23 protein-coding genes are annotated in these 24,432 nt (G+C 28.9%); 18 read left to right on the forward strand and 5 right to left on the reverse strand.

The genetic code is table 11. The features are described 5' to 3' along the window. Nucleotides 1–146 precede the first annotated feature (146 nt). Nucleotides 147–1,565: a sodium-dependent transporter gene (locus U8307_RS14095; RefSeq protein WP_326908868.1), complete on the forward strand. Its 1,419-nt coding sequence runs from the start codon at nt 147–149 to the stop codon at nt 1,563–1,565. Between the two features lie 202 nt (nt 1,566–1,767). After that, on the forward strand, nt 1,768–1,935 hold the full coding sequence (locus U8307_RS14100) for a DUF3787 domain-containing protein (RefSeq protein ID WP_326908871.1): 168 nt from the start codon (nt 1,768–1,770) through the stop codon (nt 1,933–1,935). A gap of 34 nt (nt 1,936–1,969) precedes the next feature. On the opposite strand, the gene nifJ is transcribed toward U8307_RS14100, so the two are convergent. After that, nucleotides 1,970–5,494 carry a pyruvate:ferredoxin (flavodoxin) oxidoreductase gene (gene nifJ, locus U8307_RS14105; protein WP_326908873.1) on the reverse strand — a complete coding sequence of 1,175 codons (3,525 nt, stop codon included), beginning with the start codon at nt 5,492–5,494 and terminating at the stop codon, nt 1,970–1,972. Between the two features lie 328 nt (nt 5,495–5,822). Here nifJ and U8307_RS14110 point away from each other — a divergent pair, with 328 nt between their 5' ends. After that, entirely contained in the window at nt 5,823–7,181 is a 1,359-nt protein-coding gene (locus U8307_RS14110; RefSeq protein WP_326908875.1) for a uracil-xanthine permease family protein, read from the forward strand. 95 nt (nt 7,182–7,276) lie between these two features. Here the strand turns inward: U8307_RS14110 and U8307_RS14115 are convergent, their stop codons facing one another. Then, the gene (locus U8307_RS14115; RefSeq protein ID WP_326908877.1) at nt 7,277–8,125 is read right to left on the reverse strand and encodes a YitT family protein; all 849 of its coding nucleotides are present in this window, start codon (nt 8,123–8,125) and stop codon (nt 7,277–7,279) included. A 270-nt stretch (nt 8,126–8,395) separates the two neighbouring features. Here U8307_RS14115 and U8307_RS14120 point away from each other — a divergent pair, with 270 nt between their 5' ends. Genes U8307_RS14120 through U8307_RS14160 form a run of 9 tightly spaced genes read left to right on the forward strand, consistent with a single transcriptional unit; the run spans nt 8,396 to nt 17,007 of the window. Then, the gene (locus U8307_RS14120; RefSeq protein ID WP_326908878.1) at nt 8,396–8,713 is read left to right on the forward strand and encodes a hypothetical protein; all 318 of its coding nucleotides are present in this window, start codon (nt 8,396–8,398) and stop codon (nt 8,711–8,713) included. A gap of 1 nt (nt 8,714) precedes the next feature. After that, the gene (locus U8307_RS14125; RefSeq protein WP_326908879.1) at nt 8,715–9,746 is read left to right on the forward strand and encodes a V-type ATPase subunit; all 1,032 of its coding nucleotides are present in this window, start codon (nt 8,715–8,717) and stop codon (nt 9,744–9,746) included. Nucleotides 9,747–9,761: 15 nt separating this feature from the next. Continuing rightward, nucleotides 9,762–11,750 carry a V-type ATP synthase subunit I gene (locus U8307_RS14130; protein ID WP_326908880.1) on the forward strand — a complete coding sequence of 663 codons (1,989 nt, stop codon included), beginning with the start codon at nt 9,762–9,764 and terminating at the stop codon, nt 11,748–11,750. A gap of 55 nt (nt 11,751–11,805) precedes the next feature. Then, nucleotides 11,806–12,249 carry an ATP synthase subunit C gene (locus U8307_RS14135; RefSeq protein WP_326908882.1) on the forward strand — a complete coding sequence of 148 codons (444 nt, stop codon included), beginning with the start codon at nt 11,806–11,808 and terminating at the stop codon, nt 12,247–12,249. A 26-nt stretch (nt 12,250–12,275) separates the two neighbouring features. After that, nucleotides 12,276–12,584, forward strand: a complete 309-nt coding sequence (locus U8307_RS14140) for a V-type ATP synthase subunit F (RefSeq protein ID WP_326908884.1) — start codon at nt 12,276–12,278, stop codon at nt 12,582–12,584. Nucleotides 12,585–12,592: 8 nt separating this feature from the next. Further along, nucleotides 12,593–13,231: a V-type ATP synthase subunit E family protein gene (locus U8307_RS14145; RefSeq protein ID WP_326908886.1), complete on the forward strand. Its 639-nt coding sequence runs from the start codon at nt 12,593–12,595 to the stop codon at nt 13,229–13,231. Next, a complete protein-coding gene (locus U8307_RS14150) occupies nt 13,224–14,993 on the forward strand; it encodes a V-type ATP synthase subunit A (RefSeq protein ID WP_326908888.1) in 1,770 nt (589 codons plus the stop codon). Before U8307_RS14145 ends, U8307_RS14150 begins: the two co-directional genes overlap by 8 nt. A gap of 11 nt (nt 14,994–15,004) precedes the next feature. After that, complete coding sequence (locus U8307_RS14155) at nt 15,005–16,390, forward strand: V-type ATP synthase subunit B (RefSeq protein WP_326908890.1); 1,386 nt, start codon at nt 15,005–15,007, stop codon at nt 16,388–16,390. A gap of 2 nt (nt 16,391–16,392) precedes the next feature. Continuing rightward, the gene (locus U8307_RS14160; RefSeq protein WP_326908891.1) at nt 16,393–17,007 is read left to right on the forward strand and encodes a V-type ATP synthase subunit D; all 615 of its coding nucleotides are present in this window, start codon (nt 16,393–16,395) and stop codon (nt 17,005–17,007) included. A 39-nt stretch (nt 17,008–17,046) separates the two neighbouring features. Here the strand turns inward: U8307_RS14160 and U8307_RS14165 are convergent, their stop codons facing one another. From U8307_RS14165 to U8307_RS14175, 3 genes are all read right to left on the reverse strand, one after another. Then, nucleotides 17,047–17,958 carry a ribonuclease Z gene (locus U8307_RS14165; protein WP_326908893.1) on the reverse strand — a complete coding sequence of 304 codons (912 nt, stop codon included), beginning with the start codon at nt 17,956–17,958 and terminating at the stop codon, nt 17,047–17,049. Nucleotides 17,959–18,055: 97 nt separating this feature from the next. Further along, nucleotides 18,056–19,006 (reverse strand): hypothetical protein, encoded by a 951-nt coding sequence (locus tag U8307_RS14170; protein WP_326908895.1) that lies wholly within the window; start codon nt 19,004–19,006, stop codon nt 18,056–18,058. A 56-nt stretch (nt 19,007–19,062) separates the two neighbouring features. Continuing rightward, nucleotides 19,063–20,295: a nucleotidyltransferase gene (locus tag U8307_RS14175; protein ID WP_326908897.1), complete on the reverse strand. Its 1,233-nt coding sequence runs from the start codon at nt 20,293–20,295 to the stop codon at nt 19,063–19,065. Between the two features lie 144 nt (nt 20,296–20,439). Between U8307_RS14175 and cobU the strand changes: the two genes are divergently transcribed. The 6 genes from cobU (at nt 20,440) to rpmF (ending at nt 24,382) form a co-directional block, all read left to right on the forward strand. Next, a complete protein-coding gene (gene cobU / locus U8307_RS14180) occupies nt 20,440–21,033 on the forward strand; it encodes a bifunctional adenosylcobinamide kinase/adenosylcobinamide-phosphate guanylyltransferase (RefSeq protein ID WP_326908899.1) in 594 nt (197 codons plus the stop codon). Then, nucleotides 21,015–21,764, forward strand: a complete 750-nt coding sequence (cobS, locus tag U8307_RS14185) for an adenosylcobinamide-GDP ribazoletransferase (RefSeq protein ID WP_326908901.1) — start codon at nt 21,015–21,017, stop codon at nt 21,762–21,764. Before cobU ends, cobS begins: the two co-directional genes overlap by 19 nt. Continuing rightward, nucleotides 21,752–22,327 (forward strand): histidine phosphatase family protein, encoded by a 576-nt coding sequence (locus U8307_RS14190; RefSeq protein ID WP_326908902.1) that lies wholly within the window; start codon nt 21,752–21,754, stop codon nt 22,325–22,327. The genes cobS and U8307_RS14190 overlap by 13 nt, the downstream gene beginning before the upstream one ends. Nucleotides 22,328–22,414: 87 nt before the next feature. Next, nucleotides 22,415–23,608, forward strand: a complete 1,194-nt coding sequence (locus U8307_RS14195) for an acetate/propionate family kinase (protein WP_326908903.1) — start codon at nt 22,415–22,417, stop codon at nt 23,606–23,608. A gap of 21 nt (nt 23,609–23,629) precedes the next feature. Further along, on the forward strand, nt 23,630–24,190 hold the full coding sequence (locus U8307_RS14200) for a YceD family protein (RefSeq protein ID WP_326908904.1): 561 nt from the start codon (nt 23,630–23,632) through the stop codon (nt 24,188–24,190). 12 nt (nt 24,191–24,202) lie between these two features. After that, nucleotides 24,203–24,382, forward strand: coding sequence for a 50S ribosomal protein L32 (rpmF, locus tag U8307_RS14205; protein ID WP_326908905.1), 180 nt, complete (start codon nt 24,203–24,205; stop codon nt 24,380–24,382). The last annotated feature ends 50 nt before the right edge of the window (nt 24,383–24,432 follow it).

The following is a 24,432-nucleotide window of genomic DNA, read 5'->3' on the forward strand; positions in this document are numbered from 1 at the left end:
CTAATATATTGAATAATATCTTATTAAGGAAAAAAATGAACGGAAATTTTTGTAAATTCAGGTTTGACAAAGTACGTTAATTATATTATTATGTAATTAGGTTTACGTTTTCATTTTTTTTAATGTTTAAAGGAGGGATTTTTTTAATGGAGAAAACAGGAAATGGAAAAAGAGAGAATTGGGGCTCGAAATTTGGTTTTATCATGGCAGCTGCAGGCTCAGCAGTTGGACTTGGTAATATATGGAGATTCCCATATTTAACCGGTGAAAACGGTGGTGGAGCATTTATAGTAATTTACTTGGCTTGTGTATTAATAATTGGACTTAGTATTATGGTGGCAGAATTTACTGTAGGTAGAAGAACTAGTCTTGCTGCTGTAGGAGCTTACAAAACAACTGATAGAAGATGGACTTTTGCTGGAGTTTTAGGTGTTCTTAGCGCATTCTTTATAATGGGATTTTATCCAGTAGTTGGTGGTTGGTCAGCAGCTTATATCTTTAAATCAGCTACAGGGTTACTCAGTGATCCAGCAGCAATTGTAGATACATTTAGTGCTTTTACAGCTAATCCGATTGAGCCAATCTTGTGGATGTTAGGTTATTTGGTAGTAAATGTTATTATTGTTTCAAAGGGAGTTAAAGGTGGTATTGAGGCAGCGGGTAAAGTTCTTATGCCGACTCTTTTTGTATTATTAATCTTTATTTCTATTAGAAATGTTATGTTACCAGGAGCTGGAGCAGGAATGGAATTTTTATTTAAACCTGATTGGACAAAAGTTTCCGGAGGAACTTTTTTAGCAGCATTAGGTCAGGCCTTTTTCTCACTTAGTTTAGGTATGGGTTGTATGATAACTTATGGTAGTTATCTTAATAAAAAAGAAAGTCTTCCAAGTAGTGCTTTACAAGTAACTATTATGGATACAGGTGTTGCAATATTAGCAGGAGTTGCAATATTTCCTGCATTGTTTGCATATGGAATGGAACCAGCAGCAGGACCTAGTTTAATATTTATGGTTTTACCAACTGTTTTTGCTGAAATGGGAGGTTTTGGTGTATTTCTTTCTATTATATTCTTTATTGCATTTACAGTTGCTGCATTAACTTCATCAGTATCATTATTGGAAGTTGTAGTAGCTTACTTGATTGATGAAAGAAAAATGGAAAGAAAGAAAGCAGTTTATGGAACTGCGGCTATAATGGTATGCACAGGTATTTTATCATCATTATCTATGGGACTTATGTCAGAATTCAAAATATTAGGTGTTGTTGTATTTGATTTCTTCGATATATTAACTGATAAAATTTTCTTAGCTATTGGTGGTATGTTTATAGCTATATTTGTTGGATGGTTTATGAAGAAGGAAGACCTTAAAGATGAACTTACTAATGGTGGAACAATTAAATTTGGGTTGTTTGAAATTTGGTATAATTTAATTAAATTTGTTATTCCTTTGGCTATTGCTGTAGTAGCATTTGTAGGAATAACATCAATTGAACAAACTAGCTTAATGATTTTTGGTTTGGCTATTATAGTAGTTCTTGCTATATTCTCTAAAAAACTATAATTGTTAAATGATGATTAATCTATAAATATGTAAGACGCGAACACTTCCTATATATAATGTAGGAAGTGTTTTTGTAATAAAATTTTAAATTTTTTGTAAATTTCATCAAAAAAATTTTATCAAGTATAATTACTTTAATTATTATAAATAATAATACTATGAAAGTATTATAGTATTTTCAAATGATTAAAGGAGAATTATCATGGCAAAAAATAAGCATAAAGAAAAACAGATGTCAATGCCAATAGAAAACCATGATACTGCTGCATGGGCAAATAAAGCAACTTTAAAAGCAGTTTCAAAAGTTAATATTCCAGATGAAGAACAAGTGCAAAATGCAAAAGAACATGTTGATTCAAATCAAAAATAAAAGAAAGCTCATATGAGCTTTCTTAATTTTTATCCTAAAATACTTCATGGTCTGCTAATGCTTTATATCTCCTGTACCTGTCTGAAGCATGTTCACTAGATATATTGTACATTTCATCAGCAATTTCAGGGAACACATTCATAAGTTGGGAATAACGAATTTCACCACGAATGAATTCTATATAATCCTGTGATGGTTCTTTTGAATCAAGTATAAAAGGATTTTTCCCTTGTTCTTTAAGTTCAGGATTAAATCTGTATAAATGCCAATATCCTGAATCTACTGCCTTCTTTTCTTCCATCATACTAGTTCCCATACCAGATTTGATACCATGATTTATACATGGTGAATATGCAATTATCAATGATGGGCCCTTATAATTCTCAGCTTCTTTTATAGCTTTTATAGTTTGGTTCATGTCAGCTCCCATAGCTATTTGTGTTACATATACATAACCATATGTCATAGCGATAAGACCTAAGTCTTTTTTTCTTATTTTTTTACCACCAGCAGCAAATTTAGCAACAGCTGCTGCTGGAGTGGATTTTGAACATTGGCCTCCTGTATTAGAGTAAACTTCAGTATCCATAACTAATATATTTATATCTTCTCCTGAAGCAATAACATGATCTAAACCACCATATCCAATATCATAAGCCCAACCATCACCTCCAAATGACCAAACTGATTTTTTAATCAATTGATCTTTTCGTTTTAATATCTCTTGAACTATTAGATTATCACTATTACTATTATCTTTTATAGCATTTAAAATCATATTGGTTGCTTTTTTCGAGCCTTCTCCATCATTAAAATTGTCAATCCAATTTGAAAAAGCGCTTTTTAAATTATCATCTATATTAGATTTAATTGATTCTTTCATAAGTAGTAATAGTTTTTCTCTATTTTGTTTAACACCAATTTGTAATCCTAATCCAAACTCTGCTGCATCTTCAAATAAAGGATTAATCCATGCAGGACCACGTCCCTCAGCATTTGTTGAATATGGCATCGATGGCGCCGAAGCTCCATAAATAGATGAACAACCTGTTGCATTGGAAATCATCATTCTATCACCAAACAATTGTGTAATTAGTCTTATATACGGAGTTTCACCACAACCAGGGCAAGCTCCGCTAAATTCCATAAGAGGTCTCAAAAATTGACTTCCTTTAACAGTAAATTTATCCATTACATCTTCCTTAGGTTTTACTGTCATTGCAAATTCCCAATTTTCAGACTCCATTTCAATTTCATGCTCTGCTGGTTTCATTATTAAAGCTTTACCTTTTGCTGGGCAAATATCAGCACAATTTGCACATCCTGTACAATCCATTGGTGATACCTGTATCCTCCAATGATAATTTTCCATGTTTTTACCGATTGGTTTAGTAGTTTTAAATGTATCAGGTTTTCTTTTTTCTTCATCATTATCTAACAAAAATGGTCTAATCGTAGCATGAGGGCAAACATATGAACATCTGCCACATTGAATACATTTATCAATTTGCCATTCTGGAATCATAGGTGCAATACCGCGTTTTTCATATGAGGTAGTTCCATTAGGGAATGTTCCATCTTCCATACCTTTGAAGGTGCTTACGGGGAGTTCATCCCCTTCATCACGTGCCATTGGACGTTGAATATTTTTAACAAAATCAGGCTCATCTTTAATTGGTAGTGAGTCATCTTTAGCATTTGCCCAAGAAGAAGGAACATCTACTTTAATTAAAGCTTCTATTGATTTATCTACTGCCTTTTTATTCATCTCAACTATATCAGAGCCTTTTCTACCATACATTTCTTCAATGTTTTGTTTTAGATAATTAAGAGCTTCATCAACTGGAAGTACATTAGCAAGTTTGAAAAATACTGACTGCATTACCATGTTAATTCTATTTCCTAAACCAACCTTAGAAGAAATAGACATAGCATCAATAATGTAAAAATTAATATTATTTTTAGCAATATAATTTTTAATTGATGCTGGTATTTTTTCATCTAGTTCCTTAGTACTCCATGAGCAATTCAAAACAAATGTTCCGCCGTGTTTAAGTCCTTTGATTATATCATAGTGATATATGAAGGATTTATTATGACAAGCTATATAATCAGCGTTGAAAACCAGATATGGAGATCTAATTGGTTCTTTACCAAACCTTAAATGGGAGGTAGTAGTACCACCAGATTTTTTACTATCATAAGAGAAATACCCTTGAACATACATATTTGTATTGTCACCTATTATTTTTATAGCCGTTTTGTTAGCACCGACAGTTCCATCTGAACCAAGTCCCCAAATACGGCATCGTATAGTACCTTCAGGTGCTGTTTCAATAATATCGCCTTCAGGTAGAGAAGTATTAGAAACATCATCAACTATTCCAATAGTAAAGTTATCTTTTGGCTCTGATTTTTTTAAATTTTCATATACGGAAATAATTTGAGAAGGTCTTGTATCTTTAGATGAAAGACCATATCTACCACCAACGATTAATGGTGGATTTTCATAATTTTTATAACATTTCACTATGTCTAAATACAAAGGTTCTCCAGTTGAACCAGGTTCTTTAGTTCTGTCTAATACAGCAATCTTTTTTACTGAACTAGGTATAGCCTCTAATAAATATTTTTCAGAAAATGGCCTATAAAGGTGTACTTTTACTACACCTACTTTTTCACCTTTTGTTCTTAAATAATCAATAGTTTCTCTTATAGTATCTGTCACAGAGCCCATAGCTACAATTATATATTCAGCTTCCTTATCTCCATAATAATCAAATAATTTATATTTTCTTCCTGTAATTTCACCAAGCTTATCCATATAATGCTGAACAATATCTGGCACTTCCATAAAATATTGATTTTGACTTTCTCTTTGTTGAAAATATATATCAGGATTTTGTGCAGTACCTCTAGTAACAGGATGTTCTGGATTTAAAGCTCTATTTTTAAAATCTTCTAAGGATTTATAATCAACAAGAGCTTTAATATCTTCATAATCTATTTTTTCTATTTTTTGAATTTCATGTGAAGTTCTAAAGCCATCAAAAAAATGTATAAATGGTAATCTGGATTTAATTGCTGCTAAATGTGCAATAACGCCTAAATCCATAACTTCCTGAACATTTGAAGAAGCTAAAAGGGAAGCACCTGTCTGGCGACAAGCCATAACATCTTGATGATCCCCGTAAATTGATAATGCATGGGTTGCAATTGATCTTGCTGCAACATGCAAAACCCCTGGTAACAATTCACCTGCCATTTTATAAAGATTTGGTATCATTAGTAGAAGCCCCTGAGAAGCTGTATATGTAGATGCTAAAGAACCAGCTTGAAGTGCACCTCTCATTGTTCCTACAGCTCCAGCTTCTGACTGCATTTCTATTACCTTTACTGCTTGATTAAATATGTTTTTCTTTCCATGGGCTGACCATTCATCTACACCTTCTGCCATTGGTGTAGATGGAGTAATAGGGAAGATAGAGGCTACCTCTGTTAGAGCATAGGAGGCATAAGCTGCAGCTTTATTCCCATCCATTGATTCGAATTGTTTCATATAATTTCTCCTCGTAATTTTTTTATACAATTGTCAAATTCATTAATCATAAAATATTTTTTCCTATATAGCATTAAATATTCAAATGTTTCCAATAAAATTGATATATAATAGTTAATGAACATTAATGAAAATTAGGTGAAAATTAAAGGTGAAAATTAAATGAAAATTATATTGACTTAAATATAATAAATATGCTATAATAGGAAAAATTAATCTTTAAATCGGTACCGTGATGCCGTCAAGATTTGTGATATTTCTATGTTTATTGTACAATAATCCTGACGGTTGGTAGGATTATTTTTATTTTCAATAAACGGAGGTATTTATGTCAACAAAAAATGAAGAAATACATGGTTATTTGCCGGACGAACGTCCACCAGTCATAGGACTCATATTTTTTGCATTGCAACAAATTGTTGTAATGTTTCCCGCAACAGTACTAGTAGCACTTATCACAGGCTTTCATGTTTCAACAACAATTTTTGCAAGCGGATTAGCTACACTTGGATTTATATTAGTTACTGGTAGAAAAATTCCTTTATATTATGGTTCGAGTTTTTCATATATTTCAGCAATTGCCTCGATTATGAGTGCAGAAGCTTTCACAAATTATACTCTTGACGACAAAATTGCAATTGCACAATTCGGTATAATTATGTCTGGTTTTGTATCAATAATAGCAGGATATATAATTAAACGTTCAGGGAAAGATACAATAGATAAAGTATTACCACCGACAGTAACGGGAAGCATAGCGATAATTATAGGATTATCTCTAGCTGCTAATGCAATGTTAGATGCATCAACTTATCCTGCAGTAGTATTAGAAAGTCAAGCTGAGTTTGCAGGAGGTATGGCATGGCTTATTGCTATAATCACACTTATATCAACAATATTATATTCTGTTTATTTAAAAGGAAAGTTAAGTCAACTTCCAATATTATTTGGACTATTAACCGGCTATTTATCAGCTATTATTATTGGAGGTATAACTGGTATACCTTTCATAACCTTTGATACTGTACAAACTGCTTCGATAATTTCTATTCCAAAATTTACTCTTCCTATTCCAAATTTAGCTGCAGTAATCGCAATTATGCCAATAGCTATTGCTACTATACCAGAATCAACAGCACATATTTATCAATTAGATATTTATGTAAATGATTTAGCAAGAAAGAAAGGCTCTGATAAAAAGTATAACATTGAAGATAAACTTGGATTAAATTTAATAGGTGACGGATTAGGAGACATTATTTCTGGTTTTATTGGTGGACCTGCAGGAACAAATTATGGAGAAAATATTTCAGCAATGGCAATTTCTAAGAACTTCTCAGTATCAGTATTAATTCTAGCAGCTATATTTACGATGATTATTTCTTGCTTTACACCATTAATTAATGTTATATATTCGATTCCTAAATGTGTAATTGGTGGATTATCAATTTATTTATTTGGTGTAATTGCTGCTCAAGGTATTACTATTATGATGGATAAAAAGGTTGATATGTTTAACTCTAAAAACTTAGCTGTTATAGCTGTTATATTAATTGTTGGTCTAGGAGGAAGTTTTGGATTCCCTGGAAGCATGATTCCTATGTTTGGGATTCAAATACCAGCAATTGCTACAGCGGCTATTGTAGGAATTATATTAAATTTATTACTTTCATTAGATAACAAATAAATATATATTATATAGAATGCATTTTATGCTATATGAATTATACGAGACACATTTTATACTATAAGCATTGTAGGGGACGCATTTTATGCGTCCCGTTAAAATTTAGAAAAACCAAATCCATAAACCTCTTGAATAGCCCTTACTGTTACAAAAACATTTGGATCAATATTTTTTAATTCATTTTTTAAAATATAATACTCATTTCTGTCTAGTATAGTAACTATAATGTCTTTACTTTCCTTTGTATAACCACCTTCTGCTTTATAAACTGTTACACCTCTGTCTAATTCTTTAAATATATACTCTTTTATATCTTGAGGATTTTTCGAAATGATTACAACCTCATTTTTAACTGAAAATCCATCTATAAAATAATTTACAACTACTCCATTTAAAAACCATCCAAAAGCACCAATTATGCCAGTTTCAATACCATATGTAAAAAAAGCAAATACTACTACTATAACATCTGCTGCCATTAACCCTTTTCCCATATCTAAATTTAAATATTTATTGAATACTTTTGCTAATATATCTGTTCCACCTGTAGAAGCATTTTGATTAAATACTATAGATAGCCCCATTGCTGATATTACTATTCCGCATATAAGATTTAATAAAACTTCATCAGTGACTGGTTTTGTTGCTGGGTAAATTTGCTCCATTATAGACATGGATATTGAAAGAAAAAATACTGAGAAAATAGTTTTTCCACCGAATTCACGACCTAGTAATATAAAACCTATTATTAATAATATAAAATTTAATATGAAGTTTATAAGGGATATGGGAATTGTTACATAATTATTAATTACTATTGCAAGACCCGAAACACCTCCAGATGCTAAATTCTCAGGTACCATGAAATAATAAACACCTAAAGCAACTATAAAGGTTCCTATTGCAATTAATATATATTCTTTTATTGTTTGTTTATATGACATATTCAAAAGCCTCCAAATCTATATTTATAACATTCTAACTCATTAATATTTTATTATCAAGTATATAAAATAACTCAAATGAAAATAATATTGCTAAAATCTACAGTAATTATAAGAAATTTGATGCTGCAAGTGGTAAATACATAATACAAACTTATTTTTTAACCACAATTCAAGTATATAGCGTGAAATTTCTAAAATTTTAATTTGCAGAGTGTAAAAAATAGTGATATACTCTGAAATGTTATGAAAAAAATAAGGAGGTCTCTTTTGGAAAATATTATTGATCAAATAAGTCAAATTGACTCCTTTGCTTTTGAAAATAAAAAAAGAAATGAGAAAATTTTATTGAAGAAAAAGCAAGAGTATGAAGACATAATTTTAAGTTATAAAAAAGAAAAAATTGAAAATGCTAAAATTAGAGCACAAACAATGACTGAAGAAGCTGAGAAGTTTGTACTTGAAAATGAAAAAAAGCAAGAAGATAAAATTAAGAAAATTTCTTCTGAATTAGAAGTTAAGTATTTTAAAGCAGAAAAAAAATTGACTGAAGAAATATTTAATAAATTATTTGTATTGGAGGGTTAATATGAACCCTAACATGTCATATCACGCTGTAAGAACTAAGATAATTACAAAAAAAGGTCATTTTCTTAATAAAAGCACGTGGGATAATATATTAAAGTGTAATTCTGTTGAGCAACTTAAAAATTATTTGTTAAACAATGTTGAATTTCAAAGACTATTAAATGATGTACGAAATGTTAACATAAATAGAGATAGTTTAGAAGGAATACTTAGAAAAATTAAAAATATGGAAATCATAGATTTACTTCATTATTTTTCTGGTGATTATAAAGATTTCCTTAAAACTATATTGATAGAAGACGAATTAGCAGATTTAAACTTAATTTTAAGAAAAATTGCAAGAGATGAAACACTTGAAGATATAGAGAAAAGGTTTGTTCATTCTGATGAATTCACCAACTTACCCTTTAATGATCTATTAGTATCCAAGGATGTTGTTCAATTTATTGAAAGTTTAAGAGATACTCCATATTATATGGAGTTGAAGAATTTAACTAAAGAAGATGCTGTAAAACGAGAGTTTCATATAGAAATGAAGTTATATGTAATATTTTATAAAACTCTTTTAGCAAAAGCAGAAAAATTGGATAAAGAAGATAAAGAAGTTGTGAAAGAAATAATTGGATATAAAATTGATTTATTAAACATCCAATGGATTTACAGAGCGTTAAGTTACTATAAAATTACACCTGAAGAAATATTAATTTATAGTTTAGAAGGTGGAAAGTCAATTAATTTCAAAACATTAAAAAAATTATGTTATTCAAAATCACTAGTTGATTTTAGACAATTAGTTAATAAAACATTAAAATATAAATACTTTAATGATTATATTACTGATGAAGGTAGAACAATGGACTTTTATCTCTTTGAATATCTTAATAAAAAAAGTAATAAAAATATTGGAATAGCAATTTCATTTATATATATGTTAAATATTATTATTAATGATTTAACAACCATTATTGAAGGAATTAAATATAATATGCCAAAAGAAAAGTTAGAAAGTTACTTGGTATATAAAGTAAAGTGAAGGGAGGATTAAATAATGTCTATTGAGAAAATGGTCCTAGTAAAAATAGTTGGTTCTATGGAAGAAATGCCTACAATCTTAAAAGAATTAATAATTAATGATAATGTGCATTTGAATTTAAATATAGAACACAGTAATGCATATGCGAATTACTATATTATTCATCAATATGAATCAGATTTAGTAAGTTCACATTTATTAGATATGGATCCAGACAATTTTATTCAGAGATGTACTGATTGTTTGGACACAGTTAATGAATTGAGTAAGGGATTAGACATAGAATTAAAAGTAGATAGTAAGATTCTTTTAGATAGAAACTTTAGTTTGGAGGAATCTAAAACTGAATTAAATAAAATAAAATCTTCAATTGGTGATAAGGTTAATAAAATTAATAATTATAGACAGCAAATTGAAGAATTATATATTTTTAAAGATAAAATTGATTGTATTTCTGATAAAACTGTTGACTTGAATAAGGTGGCAGATTTAAATTATTTTGATTATGAAATAGGGACATTGTCAAATGAAAACAAAATACGTATTAAAAGAAACTACGAAAATTTAAGTGCAATAGTATTAAGAATAGGTATAATAAAATCTTCTGTTGAGGATATGTATATGATTATATATCCAAAACAATTTAAAGAGGAAACAAACAATCTTTTGAAATCTCTTAACTGGGATAAGTTAAATGTTCCAGATGGTATTGTAGGAACTCCTTCAGAAATGATTGTTCAAATTAACCAACGTATAGAAACTCTTCAAGAAAAAATTAAAGAATTATCTAATGAAATTGAGGGTGACAAAGAATTAAATACTAAAATATTAAATAAATTGTTTAATATTTTTACTCTCGAGGAAAAAATTGCTGAAATTTCTGAAAATGCTGAATTTGGAGATAATATATTTGCTATTAATCTATGGATTCAGGAAAAAGATTTAAATAAACTTAAAGATTCAATATCTACTGTTTCTAATAAATATCTTTTAACAGAAAAAACTGCTGAAGAAATGGGAAATCAAGTAGTTCCTCCTACAAAATTAAAAAATAATTGGTTCACAAAACCTTTTGAAACAATAGTAAGAATGTATGGATTACCCGCCTATAATGAACTTGATCCGACTCCATTTTTAGCTATAACTTTTTGTTTGGCATTTGGTATTATGTTTGGTGATATAGGTCAAGGTTTAGTATATTTTCTAGCTGGTGTATTACTTCTTAAAAAAATGGAATCAGCGGGTCAAATACTTATGCGTCTTGGAGGAAGTTCTATTTTATTTGGTTTTGTATATGGAAGTTTATTTGGATTAGAAAAACATGAGTTACCTTGGTTGCCTAGTTTAATTAATGGTGGTCCATTAAGCCCGGACAATATACCTAAGATACTAGTAGCAGGAATATTATTTGGAATAGCTGTTCTATCTGTATCTTATGTTTATGGAGTAATAAACTCACTGAAAAATGGAAATATTGAAGAAGGTATTTTTGGTAAAAATGGGGTTACTGGTTATATATTCTTTATAAGTTTTATATTAACTATTGTAACTTTAATAGGTATTATAAATTTACCTTTAAGTATTCCGCTGATTGTTCTTTTATTAAGTCTTGTTATTTTAATAATGAAAGAACCAATTACTAACATTATATTAAAGAAAAAACCATTGTTTCATGATGGAGCAGGTTCATATTTAACTGAAAGTATTTTTGAAGCAGTAGAAACTATTTTAGGCGTACTGAGCAATTCTATATCATTTGTTCGTGTTGGAGCCTTTGCACTGAATCATGCAGGATTATTTTTGGCATTTCTGGTAATATCAGAAATGGTAACTAATCCATTGTTGAAAGTTTTAATACTTATTATCGGAAATATATTAATTTTAACACTTGAAGGTTTAATAGTATTTATTCAAGGTCTTCGTCTTCAATATTATGAATTATTCAGCAAGTATTTTAAAGGCGATGGAATAGAGTTTAAACCATTAAATGTAAATAATAAGTAAAATAGTGAAAGAAAAAATTAACTAAATAATTAAAATCAGAAAGGAAGTAAAATAAATGCAAATTATATTAATTTTATTAGCAGCATCAATTGCTGTAGGAACTATAATCTATGGATATAAAGCTATGAAAAATGGTAAAAAGGGAAGTATTAAAAAAGCTATATTAACAACAGTATCTGCATTTGGACTAGTAATGGTTGGAGCTATAATTTCAACAATTTTTGGTGGAAATGTATTCGCAGAAACTGAAGCAGTTGCTTCAGAAGCAGTTGCAGCTGGAAGTTCATTAGGAGATGGGTTAAAGTATTTTTCAGCAGCATTATCAACAGGTATAGCAACAATAGGAACAGGATTAGCAGTTGGTTCAGTTGGTTCATCAGCAGTAGGTGCTATATCAGAGGATTCTTCTATTCTTGGTAAAACTTTAATTTTTGTTGGTATGGCCGAAGGTATTGCAATTTATGGTATGATTATTTCAATTTTAATTTTATTTGTTTAATAAAATCGAAATGAAAAGAGAATGATATGAAATCTTTTTTAATATGTGATAGTAGAGATACATGGGTAGGATTGAGGTTAGCTGGCATTGATGGTGTCATTGTACATGACAGAGCCAACGCTTTGAGTACAATGAAAAAGGTGTTACAGAATAGGGAAATTGGTATATTGATACTTACAGAAAAAATAGCTGATATGATTAGCGAAGAAGTAATGGAATATAAGATTAAGTCAAAAGTACCACTAATAATTGAAATTCCTGATAGACATGGTAGTATTCGAACATATGATGCTATAGAAAAATATATCAGTGATTCAGTTGGAATTCGTATATGAGGTGAATTATGGTTACTATAGAACAAAAATTATTACTTTTTTCTAAATTGCTCAATCAATCTATGGATAAAAAGTTCAATGAAGACTTTAAGGAAATTGAGAAACAAAATGAATTAAGAATACAAAAAAATAAAGAAGAAGTAGATAGAGAAGCAAAAGAAATTGAAGAGAAAGCTAAGAAAAAAGCTGAAACTAAACGTATTGAAAGCTTGAGTAAATCAAAAGTAATTATAAAAAGAGAGATTATTGTATTAAAAGAAAATTATTACAATATTTTTATGGAAAATTTCAAAAATAAATTACAAGAATTTATTAAGTCAAAAATATATAAAACATTTTTAGAAAAAGAAATATTAGAATTTCAAAAATATATAAAAAGTAGTGAAGATTGTAATTTAATTATTTATTTGACAAAAAAAGATAATGATAATTATAGTAGTTTTTTAAAAGAAGAATTTAAAAAGTATCCGAAAATTGAAAACATATCTTTTATAATAAGGGAAGATATATTAGGTGGTTTAATAATTGAAATAGTAGATAAAAATGTTAAAGTAGATTTATCAATAGATGCTATTTTAGAAGAAAATAAATCTTATATAATGCAAACAATATTTGAAGCTTTAGAGGCAGGTGATTACAATGATTAATATTGAGGGAATTGTAAGTGACATAAACGGACCTGTTGTAAAGGGACTAAATATGGGCTCTTTTAAGGTTAATGAAATGGTTACAGTTGGTAATCAAAAACTTATAGGAGAAGTTGTTTCTATTGAAGGGACTATTGCTACTGTTCAAGTGTATGAGGAAACTGAAGGATTAAAAGCTGGAGAAAAAATCTTTTCAACTGGATCACCTTTATCAGTCTCTTTAGGGCCAGGAATGATAGGCAATATTTTTGATGGCATTCAAAGGCCTCTTAATAGAATACAAAATATGTCCCAAGATTTTATTCCTGAAGGTATAGGATTGTTATCTCTTGATGAAAAAAAGAAATGGGATGTTAAAATATTAGTAAAAAAAGGCGACAAGCTTAAAACAGGTGATGTTTATGCAACAGTACAGGAAACTGAAAGAATCCTGCATAAGCTTATAATTCCATACAATGTTAATGGAACAGTTAATGATGTAAAACCAGATGGAAAATATACTTTGAATGATACTGTAGTTGTATTAGAAAATGAAAATAAAAGAAATTTAAATCTTACATTATGTTTTAAATGGCCAGTAAGAAAGGCAAGACCTATAGAAGGAAGATTGCCTATTTACAAGCCACTTATAACTGGACAAAGGGTTATTGATAGTTTTTTTCCAATTGCAAAGGGTGGTACCATAGCTCTTCCTGGTGGATTTGGTACAGGTAAAACCGTAACACAACATCAATTAGCAAAGTGGAGTGATGCAGATATTATTGTATATATTGGTTGTGGTGAACGAGGAAATGAAATGACAGATGTATTGGAAGAATTCCCAAAGCTAATTGACCCTAGAACTAATAGACCATTAATGGAAAGAACAATTTTAATTGCAAATACGTCAAACATGCCAGTTGCTGCTCGTGAAGCAAGTATATATACAGGTATAACAATGGCAGAATATTATCGAGATATGGGCTATGATGTTGCAATAATGGCAGATTCTACTTCTAGATGGGCAGAAGCATTGAGAGAGATATCTGGTCGTTTGGAAGAAATGCCAGCAGAAGAAGGTTATCCTGCATACTTACCATCAAGACTTGCTGAATTTTATGAGAGAGCCGGTTGCGTAGAAAATCTAAGCAAAGAAGAAGCTTCAATAACGATAATTGGTGCTGTTTCACCTCCCGGAGGTGACTTTTCTGAACCTGTTACAGAAAATACAAAAAGATTTGTTACAGCATTTTTAGCATTAGATAAAAAATTAGCATATGCAAGACATTATCCTGCTATCAACTATTTAACTAGTTATAGCGGTTATGTAAGTATGCTTGGAGACTGGTATGAAGAAAATATAGCATCAGATATGTTTAAATTGAGACAAAAAATGATATCTTTATTGCAAGAGGAAGAAAAATTGAACGAAATTGTTCAACTTGTTGGAGAAGATGTACTCCCTAATGACCAAGCATTAGTATTGGAAACAGCAAGAATTATTAAAAAGGGATTCCTACAGCAAAATGCCCTTCATCCACAGGATTCCTTTGTTGTATTGAAAAAGCAATATTTGATGTTACAAGTAATAGATATATTTTACGAAAATGCTATGGAATGTGTTAAAATGGGAATACCTATTTCTGTAATTCGTAAGGAAGATGTTATACAAGATATTTTGAAAATGAAATATGATGTTCCAAATGATAAGTTAGAGATGTTAGATGATTTAATGAAAAAAATAATTGAAACATTCAAAAACTTAAAACAAAAGTATGAATAGGGAGTGTTAAAATGAGAAAAGAATATTTAAAATTACAAAAGATTGATGGTCCTTTAATAGTTCTTTCTGGTATTGAAGATGCTGCCTATGGAGAAACGGTAAATATAAAAATTGACAATGAAGAAATAAGAAAAGGTAAAATTATAAAAATTGAAGGTGACAAAGTTATTGTTCAGGTCTTTGAAGGTACAACAGGAATATCTACTGACAATACTTCAATAAAATTTATGGGCGAAGCCTTAACTATTCCTTTGTCTAAGGAAATGATGGGAAGAACCTTTAATGGAGTAGGTGAGCCTATTGATAAAGCTTATCAAGTTATATCTACTAATAGGCAAAATATAAATGGTAGGCCAATTAACCCTGTTGCTAGAAGATATCCTAGGAACTTTATTCAAACAGGTATATCATCAATAGATGCTCTAATGACATTAATAAGAGGACAAAAATTACCTATTTTTTCTGGTAATGGTATGGCTCATAATGAATTAGCTGCTCAAATTGTAAAGCAAGCTAAAATTAAAGGTGCTACAAAGGATAATTTTGCAGTTGTTTTTGGAGCAATGGGAGTTAGGCATGATGATGCTGACTACTTTAGAAGAAGTTTTGAATCAGCAGGGGTATTAGATCATGTTGTTATGTATATAAATACAGCTGACGATCCAATTATCGAGAGAATTTCTACTCCAAGATGCGCTTTAACAGCAGCAGAATATTTAGCATTTGAGCAAAATATGCATGTTCTAGTAATATTAACAGATATGACTAGCTATGCTGAAGCATTACGTGAAATTTCATCAGCAAAAGAAGAAGTTCCTTCACGTAAAGGATATCCTGGCTATTTGTATAGTGACCTTTCAACTATTTATGAAAGAGCAGGTATGCTTAAAAGCAGTGAGGGTTCTATAACATTAATTCCAATACTTACAATGCCTAATGATGATATTACTCATCCCATACCTGATTTGACAGGTTTTATAACGGAAGGGCAGATTGTTTTAAATAGAGAATTAAATCAAAATGGAATATATCCGCCAATAGACATATTACCATCTTTGTCAAGATTAATGAAAGATGGTATTGGAGCTGATTATACAAGAGAAGATCATGCTGACTTACAAAGTCAATTATTTGCTTCTTACTCTAAAGTTCAAGATATTAGAAGTTTATCACAAATAATTGGTGAAGATGATTTAACTGATGTAGAAAAATTATATATGATATTTGGTCGTGAATTAGAAAACAAATTCATAGCACAAGAAAAAAATGAAAACAGAAGTATTAATGAAACTTTAGATTTAGGATGGTATGTATTATCAATTCTACCAAAAACTGAACTGGATCGTATAGAATCAGAAATAGTAGAAAAATACTATGTTAGCAATAGGGAGCGATAGTTATGGCTGTATTAGTTGCACCTACTAAATCAAACCTTATTAAAGCTAAATCTTCTCTTGAACTGTCAAAAAAGGGATTCGAATTATTAGATAAGAAGAGAAATATTCTTATTAAAGAGATTATGTCTTATGTCGATAAAGCAAGGACAATGCATAACGAAATATATGATGTTTTAAAAGAGGCATATGAGTCTATACAAGAAGCTAATATAACATTAGGGGTTAAAACAGTAGAAGACATGTCATACAGTGTGCCAGTTAATGAGCAATACGATATCATATTAAAAAGTGTGATGGGAGTCGATATTCCTTCTATAAAGTATATAGAAGACGATGGATATACACCAACATATGGATTTTATAGAACAAATGACGCATTAGATAAAGCAAGACAAAAATTTAATGAAGTTAAATATAAAATTTATGAAATAACTGAGTTAGAAAGTTCAATATTTAAACTTGCTAAAGAGATAGAAAAAGTTAAAAAAAGAACTAATGCATTAGAACATGTTCAAATACCAAAATTTGAAGCACAAGTTAAATATATTCAAAATGTATTAGAAGAAAAAGAAAGAGAAGACTTTTTTAGATTAAAAAGATTAAAGAACAAAAAATAAAAGTAGAGTGTGCCTTTAGTGCATACTCTACTTTATAATTTAATCATTTGAATTTAAATTAGTAGTCATTAAATCATAACCAGCTACAGTATTAGAAAATATATTTTTAGCAACATTTATAAATTCTTCTGGATTTTTTAAAGATGGACTATAATGAGTTAGCCATAATTCAGTTACATTAGCATCAAGGGCAATTTTTGCTGCTTCAGAAAATAACATATGTTTTTTTTCAACAGCATTATCGTATTGTTCATCATTACCATACATACCTTCACAAATAAATAAATCAGAATCTTTTACTATTTCTTTTATATGTTTAGTAGGTCTAGTATCTGTTACATATGATATTTTAATACTTTTTCTAGGTATTCCTAAAACCATTTCTGGTGTTATTTTATTATTATTAACTTGAACGCTATTACCATTATGAAGAATACTCCATAATTTTACAGGAATATTTAATTTTTTTGCCTTTTCAGGTTGAAAACGAGGCTTTAATTGTAATTTTAAACTATAACCTAAACAATTTATATGATGCTTTAATGGTATCGAAGTTATTTTAAGTCCTATTTGTTCAAATGTTTGAGGCTTTGTTTCGTGTAATTCTGTAATTATTACTTCATATGGAAGAAACCCACAAACTACTAATAATGTATTAATAATTTTATAACCACCTCTTGGTACTATAATATAAAGGGGCTCAATTCGTCCATTATTGCCTATACTCAATAAAAGCCCAGGAAGTCCTGTTATATGATCAGCATGACAATGGGTTATTAAAATTGTTTCTATTTTTCTTATACTGAATTTACCTTTACTTAAAGAAACCTGAGTACCTTCACCACAATCAATCAATATGGATTTTCCATTATATTCAATTAAACAGGATGATAAAAATCTATTAGGTAAAGGAATCATCCCTCCTGTACCTATTAAAGTTACATCTATCATAATATCTCCTAAATACAATTAATATACAATCATTTATCTACTGTTTTTCTATTATTGATATTATACTTTTTTTTACAATTTTTATCAATATGTATATTTAAATTATAATTAACATTAATGTACAAATAAAAGCAGATATGATACCAAAAATAAACTTACCTTTTAAGTACTTTTTAATATTAAAGTTGAATTCTGAAGTAATTGCAATTGTTTGAAATGTTACAGATATACCAGAAAAACTTATTAGAAAATTTATTATAATTAACTTAACTTCTAAAGGAAGTATCGATGAAGAAATTATACTACAACCATTTGTAATTTCCAATATTCCTACAATAATAGCAAATATTAAGTCTCTAATATTTGTACCTAGTGACATAAATCCCTCAAAAGAAGATAATATATTTGTTAAAAATTGAGAAAATATAGAGAAAATTACAATAACACCTCCAACAGATAATATACTTATTACTGATTTATATATTGATGAACTAAACACTTCATTAAATTGTATTGGTTTATAATCTAATTTTTTATTAGTAGGTAAAACTATTTCATGGTTTTTATATAGAAAGCTTAGGATTATTGCTCCTAAAAAATGTGGAAAAGCAATATACATATATAAGTTAAAATTTCCAAGCATTGAAAAAGCAACTGCACCAGCAATAAATTGAAAACTGCAATTATTTGTGAATATAAGTAGATAATTAGCTTCTCTTTTGCTAATTCTTTTATTTTCAAAGAGTATATTAGTTACCAAACCTCCTGAAGGATAACCTGATATAAAGCTTATAAAATAAGGTATAAAAGCAAATTTGCTTTTAAATATTATTTTTGAAATAAATGAAAATCTTTCAAGAAGGCTATACATAAAATTATATTGAAGTAATATATTAGATAAAATAGACATAGGAAATAAATAAGGAATAATATTATTAACCCATATATTTAATCCAATAAAGGCACCTTCAGACACGGTTTTTGGCTGCATAAGAAATGCTAAAATTATTAATATTATAAAAATCGGTATGATATTTCTTTTAAACATAAAAAACCCTCCATATGATATTTTATTGTACAAGGGTTTTTTATATGCTTGATTTTTTATTTTACATAAATTGCATTTAAGTAATATTCTTCGTTAACTTTTGCATTGTTAAATGGGATATAATAAATATTAGTTGATTTATCTGTTAATTTGAAACAAGTAGAATTTTTAGTATTTATATTACTTTTTTTATAGTCAGCGTAGCGATTGATTATGTAAGTTCCATTATTTTTTGCTTCTTTTATTATTTTTCTACCAATATCATTAAATGCAAGGACTTTAATATAATTAATTTTATTGTTATTATACAAATCTTGAGATATAAGACTTTTAATATCGCTTTTTTGAATTCCCAATAATATATTTAAAAGAATTCTTCTTAATTTAGAATAAGTATATCTTTTAGACTTCAATGACTTAATAAAATCATCAACAGTGACATATTTTAATACATTAGAAAATATCTTATTATTTAATCCTTCTGACACTTCATAAATATTGTTTAATCCTTCTAACCCTAATATTAAAATTGTATAATATATATAATTTAAATAGTTATCAAGACTATTAAATTTACCATACATTTCATAAAATTTATGTAAAGTCTCTATACTTACATCAGTCAAAGAATTAAGGTCTGTTTTCTTTTCATCCATAAGAATACTGCGTCTAATAGCTGAAGCACTATCATAATATCCAGTTATATTTAAATCATTATAACCTTTACCTATACGTTTTATTGGAGCAATTTCGCAGTTTAGGTTTATTTTTATGCAACTTTTAATATATTCAATGCCAAGGATATTATTTGGAGATTTAATTATATTATTAATTTTCTCACCTAATAAGTGGTTTATTGCATTAGTAACAGCTGTAGGGTAGGAAATTCCTTTTGAAATTTCTTTTTTTAAAATTTGATTATACATTTTATTATTCATTTGAGTTTTTGCTATTTCTACTAATAATTTTGTATCATCATTTTCACATCCAAAGCTTAACGTTGAAATAGAAAGTTTCTTTAACTCAGAAATTGCACCTAAAGCAAATAGTTCAGCATTTTGGCATGAATAGGGCATGGGAAGTTCAATTACTAAATCAGCTCCACCATAGATTGCAGCTTCAGCTCTTTTGTATTTATCAATAATTGCTGGTTCACCTCTTTGAACGTAATTGCCACTCATTACAACGGCTATTCCTTCGCATTTTGACTTTTCTCTGGCCTTACTTAATTGATATTCATGTCCTTTATGAAATGGATTATATTCTGCAACAATACCTGTAATATTCATTATTACTCTCCTTGCAATTTAATATAATTTTGATGATTTTCAATAAATATATATGATTTTCATTTTGGTAATTGATTTTTTCTTAATTAATGATATAATAAATAAGGTTAAATGTAAATAAATATGATGTAAAGAGATGAAAAAATGAGTGTAACTTTTGTAATAGGCGGTTCTAGAAGTGGAAAAAGTACTTTTGCAGAAAACAAAGCAAGAGAATATGGACATAAGGTTCTATACATAGCAACAGCTGTAGTAACAGACAAAGCAATGGCTGATCGTGTTAAAAAACATCAAGAGCAAAGGCCAGCAGAATGGCAAACAATTGAGATGTATTCTAATTTCAACACCCTTATTAATTATAATGAATTTAATGAATCTGAAGTAATTCTAATAGACTGTATAACAACTATGATAGGTAATTTCATGGTTGACAGTAAAATTGATTTTGATAATTGCAATATTGAAGAAGTAAATAATTTAGAAAAAAAAATAATTAAGGAAGTACTTTCATTAATTAATATTTGTAATGATAAAAATAAAAAACTTATTATAGTTTCAAATGAAACTGGAATGGGAGTTGTTCCTTCATATTATATGGGAAATTACTTTAGAGATATAAGCGGTAGAATCAATAATAGAATTGGGAAAAAGTCTGACTTTATGTATTTTATCTTTTCAGGAATTCCAATCAAACTTAAACATAGAGGAGAAATGGTTAAATGGCCTCAGGATTTTTAGTTCTTTTATCTTTTTTTACGCAGATTCCTATAGGTAAAAAAATTGAATATAATGAAGAAAATCTTAAAAAGGCTTTGGGCTTATATTCCTTAATGGGAGCAGTAATTGGAATTATCTTGTTTATTATTGCATATATAAGTAATTTAGTTTTTGCAGACTATGTGAAAGGAATTGTATTAACGATTGGATATCTTATTGTAACAGGTGGAATTCATTTAGATGGATCTGCTGACTCTGCTGATGGATTATTTTCAGGAAGGACAGGTAATAGAATTTTTGAAATAATGAGTGATTCTCATATAGGAGCTTTTGGTGTTTTGTGTTTGATAATTATAGTATTAACACAATCTATTTTGTTTTCCAATATTGATATTTTTACAATATTTTTAATGCCGATAGTAGGACGAACATCAGTTATTGTAAGTTCTTTTGATAAAAAGTATGCAAAAAAAACAAAGGGTATGGGTACTGTATTTATTGAAGGAATAACTACTGAAGTTTTTTTGATTAATCTTCTAATTTTAGCCATTTGTTGTATCATTGTTCCTAATCGCTTGGTTGTTTTAATTTCGTCTTTTATTACATTGTTTATTGCGTATTTAATTTCTAATTGGATTGAAAACAAAATAGGCGGAATGACAGGAGATACTTGTGGATTTATTACGGAAATAAGCCAACTGATATTTATGGTTATTGTGCTATTTATGAAAGGTTTGTTATGGTATATTTAGTTCGACATGGAGAATCAACGGCTAATTTAAATAAAAGGTTTAGTGGAATAACTGACGTAGAGCTTTCGTCTTTAGGTAAAAAGCAAGCTCTAGTTGCAGGACTGAATTTAAAAGAATGTAATGTATCAAAGATATATTCTAGTCCATTGATACGTGCATTTGATACGGCTAAAATTATATCAAAAGAAATCTACTATGATATTAATACAATAGACATAGTAGATAATCTTATAGAAGTCAATTTTGGAATATTTGAAAATATGACTTGGGATGAAATGATTGTTGACTATAAAGAAGAAACTGACCAATGGATTAAGGATGGAAATCGGTATAGGTTTCCTAAAGGCGAATCCTATGAGGATATCATTCAACGTATAGCACAATTTATGGACAAAGTGTCAGATGATTCAGTTATAGTTACTCATTTTGGTGTTATACAATCAATACTACTATATTATAAGATAACCGATTATACTAACTTATGGAAGTTTAATATTTCAAATTGTGATATTGTAGTAATAAAAGACCAAAAATTTGAAAGAATAATAAAATGTGAAATTTAGTAATGATAACACGACTAATATTCATTAAAAATAATTATAAGTGAATATTAGTTGATATAAAATTTTAAAAACCTATGGAGGAAAAATATGAATGTATTAATAATTAACTGTGGAAGTTCATCATTGAAATATCAATTAATAAATATGGATGATGAAAGCGTATTAGCAAAAGGATTAGCTGAAAGAATAGGTATCGAAGGCAGTGTTGTAAAACATGAAAAAACTGGACAAGATAAAGTAATAATTAACGATTCAATGGCTAATCACAAGGATGCAATTAATATAGTTTTAAAAGCTTTAGTTGATTCAAAATATGGTGCAGTAAAATCATTAAAGGAAATTGATGCAGTAGGACATAGAGTTGTTCACGGTGGAGAAAAATTTGCAGGTTCAGTAGTAATTACTGATGAAGTTGTAAATACTATGAAAGAATGTACTGATTTAGCTCCATTGCACAATCCTCCAAATATTATTGGAATTGAAGCTTGTAAAGAATTATTGCCAAACATTCCTATGGTAGGAGTATTTGATACAGCATTCCATCAAACAATGCCTGAAGAAGCTTACATCTATCCATTGCCTTATGAATTATATCAAGAACTCGGAATAAGAAGATACGGATTTCATGGAACTTCTCATAAATATGTTTCTGAAAGAGTCTCTGCTTTAACTGGCAAAAGTAACAAAGAGTTAAAAATTATAACATGCCATTTAGGAAATGGAGCTAGTTTAACAGCTATAAAAGACGGTCAATCTGTAGACACTAGTATGGGAATGACACCACTTGAAGGCCTTGTAATGGGTACTAGATGTGGAGACATAGATCCAGCTATAGTCACATTTTTAATGAATAAGAAAAATCTTTCAATTCAAGAAATTGATAATTTAATGAATAAAAAATCAGGAGTTCTTGGAATTTCTGGTGTTAGCAGCGATTTTAGAGATATTGAAGAAGCAGCTGATAAAGGTGATAAAAGAGCTCAGTTAGCTTTAGACAAATTTGCGTATACAGTAAAAAAATACATCGGTTCTTATGCAGCAGCTATGGGTGGAGTTGATGTATTGGTATTTACTGCTGGCTTAGGTGAGAATTCAGGACCAGCTAGAAAACAAATTTGTGAGGGATTAGAATTCTTAGGAATTGAAATTGATGATGATAAAAACAATACTAGAGGAAAAGAAGTAGAAATATCTAAAAGCAGCTCAAAAGTAAAAGTTTTTGTTATTCCAACAAACGAAGAGTTAATGATTGCTAGAGATACTAAGACATTAGCAAAATAGTAAAAGTGTAAAATAAACTACTTGACAAAACTTTTTATTTCTCATATAATTAACTCTGCGAATAAAGAGGGTGGTATTATATTAATTAATTTAAGTAAATTTTTATCTTCGAATGATTTATCTTTAAATATCAACGAAATTTTTCAAATTGAAGATAAAAACTTTTTAGAAAAAACACATCTTGATAATAATATATACTTTAAAGGTAGTTTTTTTAAAGTAGAAGACGATGTATTATTAAATGGTATAGTTAAATATACATATTCAGAAGAATGTGCTAGATGTTTAACTGAATTTAACAATGCTATAGAAACTAAATTTGAAGCAGTTGTTGTTAATTATCTAGAAAATAAAGAAGCTTCAAATGAAATTAAATTAGTTTTGAATGAGGGATGTGTTGAGTTAGAAGAAACAATAAAGCAGTTAATTTATTTGTCTATGCCTATGAAGGCCTTGTGCAAAGAAGACTGTAAAGGCATCTGTCCTACATGCGGAGCTAATTTAAATAATGAAAAATGTAAATGTGATAACAATTTAACAGATCCACGTTTTGATAAATTAAAAGACCTGTTAAATGATTAAGGAGGTGTTAGAATGGCAGTACCAAAAAGAAAAACTTCCAAAGCTAGAAGAGATAGAAGAAGAACAGCTAAAGAAAGATTAACAATTCCAAATGTTATGGAATGCCCTCAATGTCATGAACCAAAATTGCCTCATAGAGTATGTGGAGCATGCGGATATTATAACGGCAAAGAAGTTATGAGCGTAGAATAAAAAATTAGTGCTTAAGGGCACTATTTTTTTATTGCAATAAAAATACTTCT

Source organism: Sedimentibacter sp. MB31-C6 (assembly GCF_035934735.1).
In the GTDB taxonomy this organism is placed as follows: Bacteria; Bacillota; Clostridia; order Tissierellales; family Sedimentibacteraceae; genus Sedimentibacter.

Excerpts from the sequence above, each read along its gene's own strand:
- U8307_RS14095 (WP_326908868.1), top strand. The coding sequence starts at position 147 with ATGGAGAAAACAGGAAATGGAAAAAGAGAGAATTGGGGCTCGAAATTT.
- U8307_RS14100 (WP_326908871.1), top strand. The coding sequence starts at position 1,768 with ATGGCAAAAAATAAGCATAAAGAAAAACAGATGTCAATGCCAATAGAA.
- nifJ (WP_326908873.1), bottom strand. The coding sequence starts at position 5,494 with ATGAAACAATTCGAATCAATGGATGGGAATAAAGCTGCAGCTTATGCC.
- U8307_RS14110 (WP_326908875.1), top strand. The coding sequence starts at position 5,823 with ATGTCAACAAAAAATGAAGAAATACATGGTTATTTGCCGGACGAACGT.
- U8307_RS14115 (WP_326908877.1), bottom strand. The coding sequence starts at position 8,125 with ATGTCATATAAACAAACAATAAAAGAATATATATTAATTGCAATAGGA.
- U8307_RS14125 (WP_326908879.1), top strand. The coding sequence starts at position 8,715 with ATGAACCCTAACATGTCATATCACGCTGTAAGAACTAAGATAATTACA.
- U8307_RS14130 (WP_326908880.1), top strand. The coding sequence starts at position 9,762 with ATGTCTATTGAGAAAATGGTCCTAGTAAAAATAGTTGGTTCTATGGAA.
- U8307_RS14135 (WP_326908882.1), top strand. The coding sequence starts at position 11,806 with ATGCAAATTATATTAATTTTATTAGCAGCATCAATTGCTGTAGGAACT.
- U8307_RS14140 (WP_326908884.1), top strand. The coding sequence starts at position 12,276 with ATGAAATCTTTTTTAATATGTGATAGTAGAGATACATGGGTAGGATTG.
- U8307_RS14145 (WP_326908886.1), top strand. The coding sequence starts at position 12,593 with ATGGTTACTATAGAACAAAAATTATTACTTTTTTCTAAATTGCTCAAT.
- U8307_RS14150 (WP_326908888.1), top strand. The coding sequence starts at position 13,224 with ATGATTAATATTGAGGGAATTGTAAGTGACATAAACGGACCTGTTGTA.
- U8307_RS14155 (WP_326908890.1), top strand. The coding sequence starts at position 15,005 with ATGAGAAAAGAATATTTAAAATTACAAAAGATTGATGGTCCTTTAATA.
- U8307_RS14160 (WP_326908891.1), top strand. The coding sequence starts at position 16,393 with ATGGCTGTATTAGTTGCACCTACTAAATCAAACCTTATTAAAGCTAAA.
- U8307_RS14165 (WP_326908893.1), bottom strand. The coding sequence starts at position 17,958 with ATGATAGATGTAACTTTAATAGGTACAGGAGGGATGATTCCTTTACCT.
- U8307_RS14170 (WP_326908895.1), bottom strand. The coding sequence starts at position 19,006 with ATGTTTAAAAGAAATATCATACCGATTTTTATAATATTAATAATTTTA.
- U8307_RS14175 (WP_326908897.1), bottom strand. The coding sequence starts at position 20,295 with ATGAATATTACAGGTATTGTTGCAGAATATAATCCATTTCATAAAGGA.
- cobU (WP_326908899.1), top strand. The coding sequence starts at position 20,440 with ATGAGTGTAACTTTTGTAATAGGCGGTTCTAGAAGTGGAAAAAGTACT.
- cobS (WP_326908901.1), top strand. The coding sequence starts at position 21,015 with ATGGCCTCAGGATTTTTAGTTCTTTTATCTTTTTTTACGCAGATTCCT.
- U8307_RS14190 (WP_326908902.1), top strand. The coding sequence starts at position 21,752 with ATGGTATATTTAGTTCGACATGGAGAATCAACGGCTAATTTAAATAAA.
- U8307_RS14195 (WP_326908903.1), top strand. The coding sequence starts at position 22,415 with ATGAATGTATTAATAATTAACTGTGGAAGTTCATCATTGAAATATCAA.
- rpmF (WP_326908905.1), top strand. The coding sequence starts at position 24,203 with ATGGCAGTACCAAAAAGAAAAACTTCCAAAGCTAGAAGAGATAGAAGA.